15 protein-coding genes are annotated in these 15109 nt (G+C 67.5%); 7 read left to right on the forward strand and 8 right to left on the reverse strand.

Translation table 11 applies throughout. The features are described 5' to 3' along the window. Positions 1-13 precede the first annotated feature (13 nt). The 4 genes from J3367_RS01455 (at position 14) to J3367_RS01470 (ending at position 2345) form a co-directional block, all read left to right on the forward strand. Positions 14-298 carry a DUF4164 domain-containing protein gene (locus J3367_RS01455; protein WP_421460055.1) on the forward strand — a complete coding sequence of 95 codons (285 nt, stop codon included), beginning with the start codon at positions 14-16 and terminating at the stop codon, positions 296-298. 15 nt (positions 299-313) lie between these two features. Further along, positions 314-673 carry a cell division protein ZapA gene (locus J3367_RS01460; protein WP_024349072.1) on the forward strand — a complete coding sequence of 120 codons (360 nt, stop codon included), beginning with the start codon at positions 314-316 and terminating at the stop codon, positions 671-673. A gap of 68 nt (positions 674-741) precedes the next feature. Continuing rightward, on the forward strand, positions 742-1659 hold the full coding sequence (locus tag J3367_RS01465) for an alpha/beta hydrolase (RefSeq protein ID WP_244495396.1): 918 nt from the start codon (positions 742-744) through the stop codon (positions 1657-1659). Next, entirely contained in the window at positions 1656-2345 is a 690-nt protein-coding gene (locus J3367_RS01470; RefSeq protein ID WP_421460059.1) for a GNAT family N-acetyltransferase, read from the forward strand. The genes J3367_RS01465 and J3367_RS01470 overlap by 4 nt, the downstream gene beginning before the upstream one ends. Here J3367_RS01470 and J3367_RS01475 read toward each other — a convergent pair whose 3' ends face one another. From J3367_RS01475 to J3367_RS01495, 5 genes are all read right to left on the reverse strand, one after another. Further along, complete coding sequence (locus J3367_RS01475) at positions 2346-3470, reverse strand: alpha/beta hydrolase family esterase (protein WP_024349069.1); 1125 nt, start codon at positions 3468-3470, stop codon at positions 2346-2348. A 326-nt stretch (positions 3471-3796) separates the two neighbouring features. After that, positions 3797-4258, reverse strand: coding sequence for a hypothetical protein (locus tag J3367_RS01480; RefSeq protein WP_024349068.1), 462 nt, complete (start codon positions 4256-4258; stop codon positions 3797-3799). A 137-nt stretch (positions 4259-4395) separates the two neighbouring features. Next, complete coding sequence (locus J3367_RS01485; RefSeq protein WP_024349067.1) at positions 4396-5376, reverse strand: 2-hydroxyacid dehydrogenase; 981 nt, start codon at positions 5374-5376, stop codon at positions 4396-4398. Between the two features lie 52 nt (positions 5377-5428). Next, a complete protein-coding gene (locus J3367_RS01490) occupies positions 5429-6448 on the reverse strand; it encodes a LacI family DNA-binding transcriptional regulator (RefSeq protein ID WP_024349066.1) in 1020 nt (339 codons plus the stop codon). Between the two features lie 94 nt (positions 6449-6542). Beyond that, the gene (locus J3367_RS01495) at positions 6543-6995 is read right to left on the reverse strand and encodes a MarR family winged helix-turn-helix transcriptional regulator (protein ID WP_421460062.1); all 453 of its coding nucleotides are present in this window, start codon (positions 6993-6995) and stop codon (positions 6543-6545) included. 134 nt (positions 6996-7129) lie between these two features. Between J3367_RS01495 and J3367_RS01500 the strand changes: the two genes are divergently transcribed. The 3 genes from J3367_RS01500 (at position 7130) to J3367_RS01510 (ending at position 10139) form a co-directional block, all read left to right on the forward strand. Further along, positions 7130-7921, forward strand: coding sequence for a creatininase family protein (locus J3367_RS01500; RefSeq protein ID WP_306302716.1), 792 nt, complete (start codon positions 7130-7132; stop codon positions 7919-7921). Positions 7922-8022: 101 nt separating this feature from the next. Continuing rightward, entirely contained in the window at positions 8023-9162 is a 1140-nt protein-coding gene (locus tag J3367_RS01505) for a CobW family GTP-binding protein (RefSeq protein WP_024349063.1), read from the forward strand. After that, complete coding sequence (locus J3367_RS01510; protein ID WP_024349062.1) at positions 9162-10139, forward strand: WD40 repeat domain-containing protein; 978 nt, start codon at positions 9162-9164, stop codon at positions 10137-10139. Before J3367_RS01505 ends, J3367_RS01510 begins: the two co-directional genes overlap by 1 nt. Before the next feature lie 62 nt (positions 10140-10201). Here the strand turns inward: J3367_RS01510 and J3367_RS01515 are convergent, their stop codons facing one another. The 3 genes from J3367_RS01515 to J3367_RS01525 all read right to left on the reverse strand — a co-directional run bounded on the left by J3367_RS01515 (position 10202) and on the right by J3367_RS01525 (position 14677). Next, positions 10202-12619, reverse strand: a complete 2418-nt coding sequence (locus tag J3367_RS01515) for a PAS domain-containing sensor histidine kinase (protein ID WP_024349061.1) — start codon at positions 12617-12619, stop codon at positions 10202-10204. 176 nt (positions 12620-12795) lie between these two features. Beyond that, entirely contained in the window at positions 12796-13401 is a 606-nt protein-coding gene (locus tag J3367_RS01520; RefSeq protein WP_035694537.1) for a GNAT family N-acetyltransferase, read from the reverse strand. Between the two features lie 142 nt (positions 13402-13543). After that, positions 13544-14677 carry a type III PLP-dependent enzyme gene (locus tag J3367_RS01525; RefSeq protein ID WP_024349059.1) on the reverse strand — a complete coding sequence of 378 codons (1134 nt, stop codon included), beginning with the start codon at positions 14675-14677 and terminating at the stop codon, positions 13544-13546. Between the last annotated feature and the right edge of the window lie 432 nt (positions 14678-15109).

Raw genomic sequence — 15109 nt, forward strand, 5'->3', positions numbered from 1 at the left:
GGGAGATGGAGCCATGTCGGCCGAGGAGGGTTTCGAGGCGGCGCAACAGCGCCTTCGAACCGCGATCCAACGTCTGGACGATCTGGTCGAGCTGCGCCGTGAGCGGGAGGCCGCGGTGCGCGACGCCGCGGTCGAGATCCAGCGCATGACCGCCGACCGGGGCCGGCTGGCGAAGGAGCTGGACACGGCGCTGGCGCGTGGCGAACGGCTGGACCGCGCCAACCGGGACGTCTCGCGGCGTCTGGTCGATGCGATGGAGCGCGTGCGCTCCGTCCTCGACCGGCACAAATCGGCTTAAGCGGGAGAGCGTCGCATGCCCCAGGTGGTCGTGACCATCGACGACAAGACCTATCGCATGGCCTGCGGTGATGGCGAGGAAGCCCATCTGACCGAGCTGGCGAAGGAGGTGGACCGCAAGATTGCCGGACTGCGCGACAGTTTCGGACAGATCGGCGATCTGCGGCTGACCGTCATGGCCGCGATCATGGCGATGGACGAACTGGCGGAAGCAAGGCGGCGGATCGCCGAGCTGGAATCCGGTATTGCCGCGAACGCGGCGCAGTCGGGCGAGAACGAGGATAGCCTGAAGGCCGAACGGGCGCGTTTCGTGGAAACGCTGAACGAAGCCGCAGCGTCCTTGGAGCGGATCGGCACCCATCTTGCCGAGAATTAAGGAAGTTCAATCAATTCAACCCGATGGCAGGATTGCTGCGGTCGGGCGCGGCGCTACATCACGGCGTCATGAGAGCTGACCTGTTCCTTCGTGCATTGCCGTCTCGCTGGCCGCGGCGCGCCGCGATTCTTCTGTCGCTTGCGGTTGGGCTGGCCCTGTCCGGGTGTGCGGCCGTTCTCAACGCGGCGACCAGCGGCGACGGCTACGGCGTCGTCAGCGACATTCCCTATGGCAGCGGCGAGCGCGGCCGCTACGACCTCTACATTCCCGCGACCGTCACCGAGACGACGCCGCTCGTCGTCTTCCTCTATGGCGGCAGCTGGGATTCGGGCGACAAGGAGACCTATCTCTTCGTCGGTCAGTCGCTGGCCAGCGCCGGCATCATCGTCGCGATCCCCGACTACAGGCTCTATCCCGAGGTCCGCTTTCCCGGCTTCGTCGAGGACGCCGCCGAGGCCACGGCGCGGGCGATCGCCACGGTGCGCGGCGGGGCCTACGGCATGCCGGGCGGGGCGCACCCGGTCTTCCTGATGGGGCATTCGGCGGGAGCGGAGATCGCCGGCCTGCTGGCGACCAATGGCGACTGGCTGGCACGCGAGGGCACCGAGATCGAGACGCTCGCCGGCTTCATCGGCCTTGCCGGACCCTACGACTTCCTGCCGCTGACCGAGGATCGCTACAAGCAGATCTTCCCGCAGGAGACCCGCTCGGCCAGCCAGCCGGTGAACTTCGTCGATGGTGACGAGCCGCCGATGCTGCTGATCGCCGGCGAGGACGACACCACGGTCAATCCGCAGAACACCCGCTCGCTGGCCACCAAGGTGCGCGCACAGGGCGGTGATGCCACCGAGATCATCTATCCGGGCGTCGATCATATCGGGGCGATCACGTCCTTTGCCACGGCCCTGCCGCTGAACGACGAGACGATCCGCGACCGCACGCTGCTGTTCATCCGCGAGCGCAGCCATCAGGAGACCGCCCGGTGAGTGCGCTTTCAAGCTACGGGAGCCGGGCGGCGCCCGGAACGACGCCGCTGGTCGGGCGATCGGTGACCGTCGAGCCGATCACCGACGACCGTCGGTTCGGCGAACTCTTCGCCGCCTACGGCCAACCGGGCAACGAAACCCTCTACGATTACCTGCCCTACGGGCCCTTCACGAATGCGGCGGCGTTCTCGGAATGGGCAAACCGCACCTATCTGTTCGGGGAGATGCTGTTCCATGCGCTAGTGCCGGCGACGAGCGGCAGGGCGGAGGGCGTCGCCGCACTGATGCGGATGGACCGGCCGAACGGCGTGATCGAGATCGGCCATATCTGCCTGGCGCCGTCGCTGAAGCGCACGGTCGCAGCGACGGAAGCGTTCTTCCTTTTGATGGGCCGGGTTTTCGATGAACTCGGCTACCGGCGCTTCGAATGGAAATGCGACGATGGCAACGCGCCGTCCAAGCGCGCCGCGCTGCGGCTCGGCTTCACCCATGAGGGGCTCTTTCGCCAGCACATGATCGTCAAGGGACGCAACCGCGATACCGCGTGGTTCTCGATCCTCGACGGCGAATGGCCGGCGCTGCGCGCCGGTTTCGAGGCCTGGCTGGCGCCGGAGAATTTCGACGCTGCAGGACGGCAACGGCGCAGTCTCGAAGACATGCGCCGTGCCGTTGTCGCAGATCGCTGATCAGTCCGTCCGGGCGAAGAAGAACCGCAGCATTTCGCGGCTGGCATCGGGGCCGTTCGGGTCGGTGTAGGTTCCGGCCGAACTGCCGCCGGACCAGGCATGGCCCGCGCCCCTGATCGTCCAGTTTTCCAGCACGGCGCGACCATCGGCGTCGGTATGGAGGGTGCGCTGCCAGGCGACATCGCCTGCGGCCCGGCCGTCCTCGTTTGTGACGGTAAAGCGGTTTCCAGCGCTGGCCTGCGTGATGACACTCTCGGCATTGGCGGGATGCACGGTCTTGTCGCCATCGCCATGGAAGACGATGGTGCGGACCACCTGTCCGGAGACCGGAACCGTCGCGACATTCGCGCCCTGCATGGCGGCGAAGGCCGAGGCCATGTCGCGAGCCGCGCCGCGTGGCAGCCCCGAATGGACGCCGACGGCCGCGTAGAGTTCGGGATAGACCGCGCCCATGATCGCCGCGGCAGCGCCGCCGGCGGAAAGGCCGGCCACATAGACCCGGTCCGGATCCACCGCATGCTCGGCCATGATCTCCCGGGTGATGCCGGCGATGAGCGACGGTTCGCCCTGTTCGCGCATCTGGTCGGCAGCGGAGAACCAGTTCCAGCACTTCTTGACGTTCGCCGCCTTGGACTGGGCCGGATAGGCGACGAGGAAGCCCTGTTCTTCGGCCAGTTCGTTCATGCGGGTCCCGGCGGCGAAATCGTCCGGCGACTGGGTGCAGCCATGCAGCATCACGACCAGCGGCACCGGGCCCGTGGGAAGACTGGCCGGGACATAGAGCTTGTAGTCGCGGCTGCCGGCGACGGCGCTGTAGCGGCGCGTGCGGAAGCGCGGATCGTCCTGGGCAGGCTTGGCCCTGGCCCTGCGGAAACGCGACTGTGCCGGTGCGGCCGTAGGCGACGCCGCGGCATCCGGCGCGTTGCCGAACATCGCACCCATCATGGACCGGGCGACTTCGCCGGGATCGGGCATGGCGGTGTCGCTATTCGAAGCCTCCGGCGTGTGCGCAGCGTCGGATGCAGGCGCCTGGCCCTTGCGCAGCAGCGCCATCGCCTCGCGCAGGCGGCCGCTGCGGGTCAGGCGCGTGACTTCCGCCATGTCGGACGGGGAGGGAATATGCATGGGCTCGATCCTTTGCTGCCGCGCCGCGTCACCATCGAGACCCCAGGCCTCACGGATGGTGCGTGGCTTCGTGAAGGGACGGGGCGGACGATCCTTCGATCGTCCCACGCGCCGGCCTCCTGCGGCCAATGGATCGTGCTTCACATCACCATTCGCCAGAGCGGTAAATGGAAGGGTGGTCAGGCCGGTTCAATGGCCCGATGCTGCATTGCAGCAAAAACTGTCGCCGGCCTGCTCTAGTGCGTGTGCGTCTGCGCGCGCCCCGCCAGTCGGGGCGAGCTCAGCAGGAGCGAAATGGACGGGAATGCGCGAAAGGCGCGTTCCGGTCAGCCGCGCGAACGGACGATCGTCACCATCGCCTCGGACGGATAGATGGATTCGTAGAGAACGCCATCGCCGGGCATGAAGCGGAGAATCGTCTGGCCATCGCTGTCGGCCAGTTCCAGCGAGCCGTCGCTGCTGGAGCGCCAGAGGGCGACATTCTGCAGATCGGGCGAGCCGGCGCAGTCGGGGCCGATCGGCGCCGGCGCGAAATGCCGTGCCGCGCTCTCGGGCGTCGCCATCTTGCAGGTCACGCCGCTCCGCAGGTCGATCAGCCGGATCGCGGCCGGACGCGACGTGTCGCTGGCGGCAGGCGCGATGGAGGCCGTGGTCATGGGATCGAGCCGTGCGTCGATGACCGTCGCTCCGGTGAAGGCGTCGGACGCAGGCGTCAGGGCACCCTGCAGATGCGCGATGACTACGGCGGCGGCAATTCCGGCGCCAAGAGCGGTTGCGGCGAAGTTCATGGAGGGCCCTTTTCTTCGTCAGGATCCATTATGATGCGAACAACCTTAAGCGAAGGTTGATGACCACCCTCGAATTTAGGAATGTGTTCAGGTCTGGTTCGGCACCGCACCCTTCGACGGGTGCGGTGCCGCATGGCTCAGCCCTTGCGGGCGATGCCGGCCTCGACCGATTCGGAGACCGGGGTTACCGGCGCGCGGCCCGAGAACCATTCGACCAGATTGCCGACGACCAGCTTGCCCATCTCGGCGCGGGTGTGGCGCGAGGCCGAGCCGACATGCGGCAGGAGCACGGTGTTCGGCAGCGCCTTCAGCCGCTCGGGCACATGCGGCTCCTTCTCGAAGACGTCGAGGCCGGCGGCGCGGATCGTGCCGTTCTCCAGCGCCTCGATCAGCGCCGGCTCGTCCACGGTGGTGCCGCGGCCGATATTGACCAGGATACCGTCGGAGCCGAGCGCCTTCAGGACCTCGGCATTGACCGCCTTCTCTGTCGACGCGCCGCCCGGGGCTGCCACGATCAGCGTGTCGACGGACTTCGCCAGGCTCAGGAGGTCGGCGTGATAAGGATAGGCCACGTCGTCGCGCTTCGACCGGTTGTGGTATTCGATCTTGACGTCGAAGCCTTCCAGACGGCGGGCAATGGCAAGGCCGATGCGGCCGAGGCCCATGATGCCGGCCGTGCGCCCGCGCAGGGTCGTCTGGGTCAGCGGGTACGGGCCCTCGCTCTCCCACTTGCCCTCGCGCAGGTGCCGTTCGGCGGCGCCGAGTTCGCGCGTCGTCATCAGGACGAGGGCGAGGGTGATGTCGGCAACCTCCTCGGTGAGGACCTCCGGCGTGTTGGTGACGACGACGCCCTTCTTTGTGGCATGGGCCGTGTCGACGCCGTCATAGCCGACGCCGAAATTGGCGATCAGCTCGAGATTCGGAAGCGCGTCGATCATCGCGGCGGGCACCTGGCCCATCTGAGCGATGCCGCGGATCGCCTGACGGCGCTCCTCCGACAGATCCTCCAGCTTGCGGCCGGCGAGATGCTCCACGTCGAACGTCGCCTTCAGGGTATCCAGCGTATCGGGGTTCATCTTGCCGGGGACCAGGATGGTAACGGCGGACAGGTCTGACATGTAGGCTTCCTCTTCTGCGTGTTGTCGTTCGTGTGGTGAAACCCGGACAGGCTCAGTCGGGCCAGCTGTAGTCGCTGGACTGGCGAACACGGAGCTCGGGGGTAATGAGGATGGTCTCGTCGGCGGCGGGCTGGCCGGCCAGGCGAGCCAGCAGCGCTTCGGCGGCGCGGCGGCCGACCTCGCTCTGGCCATTCGACACGGTGCATAGCGGCGGGGTGGCGATCGCCGCCTCGTCGATGTCGTCATAGCCGGTGACCGCGATATCGACGCCGGGACGCAGTCCGGCCCGCGACAGGCCGTACATGAAGCCGAGGGCGACGAGGTCGGAGAAACAGGCCGCGGCCGTCGGGCGGTTCTCGATCTGAAGAAATGTCGCGGCCGCGTCGAAGCCGGAATGACGGTTGCGCGGTCCCTCGATCCGCCATTCGGGGCGAAATTCGATGCCGGCGCGCTCCAGCGCGGCCAGATATCCGGCCTCGCGATCGCGGCCGGTCGAGGTCAGCGCCGTGCCGCCGATCATGGCGATGCGGCGATGGCCGAGGGCGACCAGATGATCGACCGCCAGCCCCATGCCGTAGGAATCGTCGCCGCGAAAGCCGAGGACGCCCGAGCCCTCGACGGTGCGGGCGATCAGCGTGACCGGCAGGTCATTCTCCTCGGGAAGGCGGATGTCGCTGGCCGGTGTGCCGATCGCCGGCGACAGGATCAGCCCGTCGGCGCCCAGCTGCAGCAGCGTGTCGACGAAGGAGCGCTGCTTGGCGAGGTCGTCATGGTGATTGCACAGGATGAAGGTCTGGCGCTGCCGGTCCAACTCGTTCTCGACGGATTTCAGGATCTCGCCGAAGAACGGGTTCATGATGTCGTGGACGCAGACACCGACGATGCCCGAGCGCGAGGTGCGCAGCGAGGCGGCGCGGCGATTGTAGATGTAGCCGAGTTCGCGGGCCGCGCATTTGATCCGTTCGCGGGTGACCTCGGCCACCAGCGGACTGTCGCGCAGCGCCAGCGAGACTGTCGCCGTCGACAGGCCCAGCGAATCGGCAATCGTCGAAAGTTTGACCTTTTGCGCCACTTACGCGGGCTCCTCCCGACGCCCAGTCGATCTATGGCCCAGACTGGCCGCCACGCAAAGCCCGCAGATGTCGTTGCAGGACGGAATGGTTGCGTCAGTCATCGTCCTCGGCGGTGGAGCTGGAGCCGGCAGGCGCCGGGGCGGCATTGCCGAGATTGGCGGTGACGCGTTCGAGGAGCTTGCGCAGGGTCTTGCGCTCCTTGTTGGAAAATCCCTTCAGCGCATCACGCTCGACCCGCTTGCGGGACTTGCCCACCGCATCGACGAGCGCCGCACCGCGTTCGGTCAGGTGGGCGTGATTCTGCCTTCCGTCGCTGTTGGAGAGGCGCTTTTCGACGAGGCCCTGCGCCGCCAGCCGGGTCACGGTCTTGGTGATCGTCGGCGGGCGTACGGACAGGCGTTCGGCCAGATCGCGCAGGGAAATCCCGTCTTCCTCGCCGATCGCCAGCAGGACCGCATCCTGGCCGGGATAGACGTCGAGCAGCGCCAGGCGCTGGGACAGGGCCGTGCGGGCGCCGCGCGCCGCCAAGCTCAACTGCGTCGTCACGGAGCGCTTCCCGGTTTTCTTGCTGGCCATGGAACCCCGATCCGATTTCACGGGGGCAAAAATGACGAAGCCCCGCTATGTTGTCCACCTTGTTGGCCGCTGCGCGGTGGCTTGTCGACCCTTGCGGAGGAATGATGCGGCGTCGCTACGAGGAGATGACAACGACGGAGATGAGCGCCGAAGGCGCCGGTCTGGCCGGTGCCGTCGCCGTGGTCCCGATCGCGGCCATCGAGCAGCACGGGCCGCATCTGCCGCTCGGAACCGACGCGATGCTGGCCGATGCGATGGTCGAGGCGGTCATCGCGCGCCTGCCGGAAGACCGGCCGGTGACCTTCCTGCCGACATTGCGGATCGGCAAATCCTGCGAACATGCGGCCTTTCCCGGCACGCTCAGTCATGAATGGCAGACTGCGACGTCGGCGCTGATCGACGTCGGGGCGAGCCTGGCCGCCGCGGGGTTCCGGCGGCTGGTGATCGTCAACGCTCATGGCGGAAACACGCCGGTGATGGACACGGCGGCCCTCGAACTGCGCCGTCGCCACGGGCTTCTGGTCGCGACCTGCTCCTGGCTGCGCTTCGGCTACCCCGACGGCCTTCTGCCGCCGGAAGAGATCGCCTCGGGCATCCATGGCGGTGCGGTCGAGACCGCGCTGATGCTGCATCTGCGCCCCGACATGGTCCGGCGGCAGGCGATCGCGGCTTTCGATTCGCTGCAGGACGAGCTCGGCGGCTCGGCGGCCCATCTGAGGGCCCATGGCCGGATCGGCTTTGGCTGGATGGCCCAGGATCTCAACCCGGCCGGCGTCGTCGGCGATGCCCGTCTGGCGACGGCCGAGATCGGCGCCGCCATCGCCGCGCATCAGGCCGACGCCTTCACCGCGCTTCTCGACGATGTCCTCGCCTTCGATACGGCGCGGCTCGTCTGATTTTCGCCGCCGGCGGGGAGTTGCTTTCGGGCGTTCACCACCCCCGTGCATTCTCGCCGCGTGGCGCCTATATCGTGCCCGACCCAAGACGGAGAGCTTCCATGTCCGATACGCCCAGCGTGACGCCCGACCAGATTCCCGTGACCGTCCTCACCGGCTATCTCGGCTCCGGCAAGACGACGCTCCTCAACCGCATCCTCTCGGAAGACCACGGCAAGCGCTATGCCGTCATCGTCAACGAATTCGGCGAGATCGGCATCGACAACGATCTGATCGTCGAATCCGACGAGGAAATCTACGAGATGAACAATGGCTGCGTGTGCTGCACGGTGCGCGGCGATCTCGTGCGGGTGGTGGAAGGGCTGACCCGGCGCAAGGGCCGCTTCGACGCGATCATCGTCGAGACCACGGGGCTCGCCGATCCGGTGCCGGTGGCGCAGACCTTCTTCATGGACGAGGACGTGCGCTCCAAGACCCAGCTCGATGCGGTGATCGCGCTGGTCGACGCCAAGCACCTGCCGCTGCGGCTGAAGGATTCGCGCGAGGCCGAGGACCAGATCGCCTTCGCCGACGTGGTGCTGCTCAACAAGACCGATCTCGTGACCCCAGACGAACTGGCCGCGGTCGAGGCGACCGTACGGGCGATCAACCCCTACGCCGTCATCCACCGGACCGAGCGCGCCGGCATCGATCTGAAGCGTGTCCTTGGGCAGGGGGCGTTCGATCTAAAGCGCGTGCTCGACGCCGATCCGGAGTTCCTGACGGAAGCGGAACACGTCCACGACGAGACCTGCGGGCCGGATTGCGGCCATGATCACGATCACGGGCATCATCATCACCACGGCGACGGGCATGATCATTCCGGTCACGACCATGCGGGCCACGATCACGGCCATCATCACCATGGCAAGGTCGCCGAGCTGCACGATGTGACCGTGACGTCGGTGTCGCTGCGCGGCGCGACGCTCGATCCGAAGAAGTTCTTCCCCTGGATCCAGGCGCTCACCCAGGAGCAGGGTCCGAACATCCTCCGGCTGAAGGGCATCATCGCCTTCGAGGACGATCCGGAGCGCTATGTCGTGCAGGGCGTCCACATGATCGTCGAGGGCGACCACCAGCGCCCTTGGCGCGACGACGAAAAGCGCGAGAGCCGGCTGGTGTTTATCGGCCGCAATCTCGACGCCGACGAATTGTCGGCGGAGTTCGAAGCCTGTTCCGCCCGCCAGCGGGCCGATGCCTGATGCCGTCCATCGCGTCCTATGATTTCGGCGACTTCGTCGAGACCGCGGTCTTTCTGAAGGACCAGGCGGTCTTCGCGGTCGCCGATGGTACGGTGCGGTTTCCGGCTGGCGGCGACCGGACGGTGGAAGCCCATGCCGGCGGCCTCCTGACCGCGCGGCTCGATCGCTATGCGCCGCGTCTTCTGACCGGCGGCGAGGATGGGCGGGTGCTTGCCATCGCCGCCGACGGCGCGGTCGAGGAACTCGCCTCCATCGGTCGCAAATGGATCGACGCGGTGGCCGGCGGGCCGAAGAACACGGTCGGTTTCGCGTCCGGCAAGACCGCCTATGTGCGGCTCGGCGCCGGCGAGCTGAAGGAAATCCGCCACGAGCGTACCGTCGAGGACATCGCCTTCGCCCCCAAGGGGGTGCGCGCGGCGACCGCCCATTATGATGGCGCCTCGATGTTCTTTCCCGCCACCGGTGCGGCACCGGCCACGCTGGAGTGGAAGGGCGCCCATCTGGGCGTCGACTTCTCGCCGGACGGACGCTTCCTCGTCACCACCATGCAGGAGAATGCCCTGCATGGCTGGCGGATCGAGGACGGCAAGCACATGCGGATGACCGGCTATCCTTCCAAGGTGAAGGACTGGTCCTGGTCGGCCAAGGGCAAGTTCCTGGCCACCTCCGGCGCACCGGCGGCGATCCTGTGGCCGTTCTCCGGCAAGGACGGGCCCATGGGCAAGGCGCCGCTCGAACTCGGCACCCGCGGCGACACGATGGTCACCGCCGTTGCCTGTCACCCGGCCGAGGACATGATGGCGATCGGCTATGGCGACGGCATGGTGCTGGCGGTGCGTTTCGCCGACGCCAAGGAAGCGCTGCTGCGCCGTGGCGGCGCCAGCCCGGTGCGGACCCTGGCATGGGACGCGAAGGGCGAGCGGCTGGCCTTCGGCAGCGAGGGCGGCGAAGCCGGAATCATCGACATCGCCGGCTGATCCCGGACGCAGTTCACCTATCGGCGGGAGCGGCGGCGCGGCCTTGCGTCCGCCGCCCGCCGTCAGATGAGGTTGGGGCTGTCGGCCTCGGCCATGTCGCTGCTGATGTCGGCAGAGATGGTGCAGACGAGACCGTCAGGCTTGTAGTCGATGGTCACCTCGCCGCCGAACTCGGCGGCCATGGCCTGTTCGATCAGCCGCGAACCGAAGCCCCGGGTGGCCGGCTTTTCGACGACAGGACCGTCCATCTCGCGCCAGACGAAGCTGAGGTGCTTCTGTCCTGCCTGGTGCGCCAGCTCCCATTCGATCGCCACACGCCCGGTATCGTTGGACAGCGAGCCGTATTTGATCGCATTGGTCGCCAGCTCGTGCAGACCCAGCGCCAAGGCAAGGCTCTGGCGTGCGGTCAGCCGAAGATCGGGGCCGGACGCGACGATGCGGGTGTTGTCGTCGGCCGAATGGGTCTTGAGCGAATTGTCGACGATGGCGGCGATCGGGGCCGAGGTCCAGCTGGTCTGGGTCAGGATGTCGTGGGCATGGCCGAGGGCAATGAGCCGCGCCGAGAAGGCGGCCAGCCCGTCCTGGACATTCGCCGCGCGGCGCAGGGTCTGGTTGGCCAGCGCATTGACCATGGCGAGGGTGTTCTTGACACGGTGCTGTAATTCCCGGGTCAAAAGGAGCTGGCGTTCCTCGGCTTCCTTCTCGTCGGTCACGTCGCGCACGGCGCCGACGAAGCGCGTGGTCGCTCCGTTCTCGACGATGGTCTGGCCGTTCGCCTTGACGTGACGGACGACGCCGTCCTCGTGGCCGATCGTGCGATAGAGGACGTCGAAGATGCCGTTCGAGGCCGGGTCGAGGACCCGTTCGACGGTGGCCGCAATGCGCGCGCGATCCTCGGGATGCAGCCCCTCCAGGAAGCTGGTCTCGTAGGTCACCGGCACGTCGGGCGACAGGCCGAAGATCGCCCGGCACCGGTTGTCCCAGACCAGCGCGCCGGTGCGGGCGTCGAAGTCGAAGGTGCCGATCTGCGCCGCTTCCTGTGCGAGCCGCAGCCGCGTCTCGGTCTCGATCAGCGTCTGCTCGGCGCGCCGGCGCTGGCTGAAGGCCCAGGCCCGGTTGAGAACCTCCCGGATGAAGGCGATCTCTTCCTCGACCCAGCGGCGCGGCGTGTCGGAGTGCAGATAGAGCAGAACCTTGACCGTCTGGTTCTCGATGACCGCAATGTTGACCAGCGAGCGCACCTGGATGGCGGCCCAGGCTGCCGCCTGTTCCGGGATCGGCGAATAGTCGGCGGTGTCCTCGATGACGACGATGCCGGAATGCAGCTCGTCGAGGAATTGCTGGCCGTAATGGGCCAGCGGATAGCGCCCGGACAGGGGCGGCGTGCGCCGGTCTGTCCACTCGCCGAGAATGCGGGCGGACATGTCCTGCGGATCGACCGTGGCATAGCCGACCCGGCACGCGCCGAGCGTCTCGCCAAGGATCTGCAAGGCCTTCAGCGTGGCGCTGCCGGCGCCCTCGCTGCGGGTGAGCTCGTCGCTCAGTCGCAGGAGCGCGGCCTGGCGGATTTCGCGTGTGCGCTCGACGGTGCGGTCGACGATCGCTCCGGGCAGGCGGACCGCGCGGCCCTGCGCGTCGGCGAAGCAGCGCCCCCGGGCGAAGATCCAGTGGCTGTCACCGTTCAGATCGACGGTCCGGTATTCTTGGGCGAAGCTGCCGCATTCCTCGACTGCAACGGTGATCGCCGCTGCGACCCGCTCGCGGTCCTCGGGATGGATGCCGGCGATGAAGTCCTGGACCTGCAGCCCTCTTTCGCCCTGTTCGGGGTCGAGGCCGAACAGCCGCGTGAAGCGCGCATCGGCATAGACGATGTCGCCGGGGATGTCCCAGTCCCAGGTGCCGACGAGATCCGAGGCTTCCAGGGCGAGCCGCAGCCGTTCGCGGCTGGCTTCCAGCTCCTCGCGTTCGGCGACTTCGCGGGTCTTGTCGCGCAGGATCTTGAGGAAGCCGGCCGGCGCGTCGTCATCGCCCAGTAGCGGCATCATTTCGCCGCTGGCGAAGAAGCGTCCTCCGTCCGAACGCAGATGCCAGCGATTGTCCTGGGCCTTTCCGCGCTCCAGCGACAGCCGCATTTCCTTGGCGGGGACCCCGGCCTCGATGTCTTCCGGCGTGAAGATCCTGGCGATGGGCTGGCCGATCATGTCAGCCTCGGTCCAGCCGAGGACCCGCTGCGCGGCGTCGTTCCAGGTGGAGATCACGCCATCGAGGTCGGCGACGATGATGGCGTGATCGACGGCGCTTTCGACGATCAGGCGGTAGCGGGATTCGGTGCCATGCAGGGTGCGCTTGAGCGCGGCGATCTCGTCGCGGGCGCTATCGAGCTCCGGCTGGACGCCGGACTCGCGCTCGTCGAGCCTGCGACGCAGCGCTTCGTTCTCGGCCAGGAGGGCGGCCACCCGGTCTTCATCTGCGAACGCCATGCCGCCCAATCTGCGCACCGGAAACCGGCGCGAGGGAAGGTGCCCCTCCGAAACGCCATCTGTTTCGCTTACGTTCTGTCGTATCGCATTTCCGCAATAGTCGGACAAGCAACTCGTGAACGCAAAGGCCTCATTTCAAACGACAATTCGCTCAGGCGATGGAAGCCTGCGCGGCCTCAGGCCACGTCGGCAAGAGGCGTCCGGCCGCTCGCGCGCGCCGGCAGTGCCGGGCGACCGGACGGGGCGACGATGCCGGACGCACCATGCAGATGCCCCTGCGCAAGTTCGAGCGCCAGAAGACGCCGCGGCTCGAAGGGGCCGGGCATGGCCAGTGTCGCGGTGGCGTCGGCGCAAAAGCCGAAACGCGCGTAATATTCCGGATCGCCGACCAAGAGGATCGCGGCGTGGCCGCGCCGTGCCGCCTCGGCGATCGCGTGGCGCATCAGCGCCGCCCCGATGCCGGTTCCGGCCAGCTGGGGATCGACCGCCAGCGGCCCGAGCAGGAGCGCCGGAACGGGACTGCCGTCGCGGGCACCGGCCTCGATGTTCCACAGGCGCACCGTGCCCATCAGCGCGCCGTCCGCGGCGGTGGCGCTGAAGGCGAGGCCTTCGGCCGGCAGGCGACCCTGGCGGATCGCTTCCGAGGATTTGCGCGTGCGACCCGGACCCATGGCCCGATCGAGAAGCGCCTCGCGCGCGTCGATCTGGTGGGGCTGTTCGGCGCCGATGGCGAACAGCCGGGCGGCATTCTCGAAGGCAGCGGCGTGCGGAAAAGCGGACATGAAGACCCCCACGACATGGAAGGAGGCGAACAGGAGCGGAGCCGGAGATCGGGCGACGCGGGTTGAAACCCCGGCGCCGCAGCGCCGGGTCAGCTTCGGAGTTCCAGGCTCCGTCGTCGGGTCGAGAGCATCATCGCGGCGCTCAGATCACGTAGGACCGCAACGGCTCGAAGCCGTTGAAGGCGACCGAGGCGTAGGTCGTCGTGTAGGCGCCGGTGCCCTCGATCAGCACCTCGTCCCCGACCGTCAGAGCGAGCGGCAGCGGGTAGGGGGTCTTCTCGTAGAGGACGTCGGCCGAATCGCAGGTCGGGCCGGCGATCACGCAGGGCTCCGTGTCGCCGCCGTCATGCCGGGTGACGATCGGGTAGCGGATGGCCTCGTCCATGGTCTCGGCGAGGCCGCCGAACTTGCCGATGTCGAGATAGACCCAGCGATTGGCGTCGGTGTCGGACTTCTTCGACACGAGCACGACCTCGGCCTTGACCACGCCGGCGTCGCCGACCATGCCGCGGCCCGGCTCGATGATCGTCTCGGGCAGGCGGTTGCCGAAATGCTTGCGCAGGCTGGCGAAGATCGCGCGGCCGTATTCGGCGGCTGCCGGGACGTCCTTGAGATAGCGGGTCGGAAAGCCGCCGCCCATGTTGACCAGGGTCAGGACGATGCCCTTCTCGGCCAGCGCCTCGAAGACGAAGCGCGCATCGGCGATCGCCGCATCCCAGGCACCAGTGTCGGTCTGCTGCGAGCCAACATGGAAGGACACGCCGGTGGCGACGAGGCCGAGGGCGTTGGCGTGGACCAGCACGTCGATTGCCATGGCCGGAACGCAGCCGAACTTGCGCGACAGCGGCCATTCGGCGCCCTCGCCATCGGTCAGGACGCGGCAAAAGACGCGGGCGCCGGGCGCTGCACGGGCGACCTTCTCGACTTCCTCGACGCAATCGACGGCGAAGAGCGACACACCGAGCTGATGGGCGCGGGCGATGTCGCGCTCCTTCTTGATGGTGTTGCCGTAGGAGATGCGGCGCGGCGTGGCGCCGGCGTTCAGCGCCATCTCGACCTCGGCCACCGACGCGCAGTCGAAGTTCGAGCCGAGACCGGCGAGCAGCTTCAGCACTTCGGGGGCCGGGTTCGCCTTGACGGCGTAGAAGATCGCGGAGTCCGGCAGCGCCTTGCGGAAGGCGTTGAAATTGTCCTCGACGATGTCGAGGTCGACGATGAGGCAGGGGCCGTCCGGACGTCGGGTGGCGAGGAAGTCGAGGATGCGCTGCGTGGCCATTGGGTCTCTCCCATGGTCCCGGCCGTCACGGACCGGGCAATCGATGGTGTGCGCACGCACAGGCCCGCGATGGCCGCCGAAAGGCTGCCGCAGCGGTCCCTTGCGAGACGCGACGATGACCGGCTGCAAGCGCTACGCGCCGTTGCCGGGTAAAGTCTGCCATGGATTGGAGGGCTTGGACCCGCCGCACTTCAGGCAATGATGGTGTGCCTCTTCAGTTTTCCCGGCGGTGGAGACCAGGAGAGACCAGAAAGGCCCGGACCGTCGTTGCTTCAAGGCGTCCACGATTTCGCCAGCAGCGAAACCGACTGGATCGTCAGATCCAGGTACCGTCCCGGCAACCCTCGCATTCGAGGACCGGGGGACGCCCACAGGCACGTGCGACTTGGGGCAAGGCGAGACCTATGCCCGGGATTCGTCATATGCAAGTGG

The sequence above is a fragment of the Aurantimonas sp. NFXS3 genome (assembly GCF_049132005.1).
Lineage (GTDB): Bacteria > Pseudomonadota > Alphaproteobacteria > Rhizobiales > Rhizobiaceae > Aurantimonas > Aurantimonas coralicida.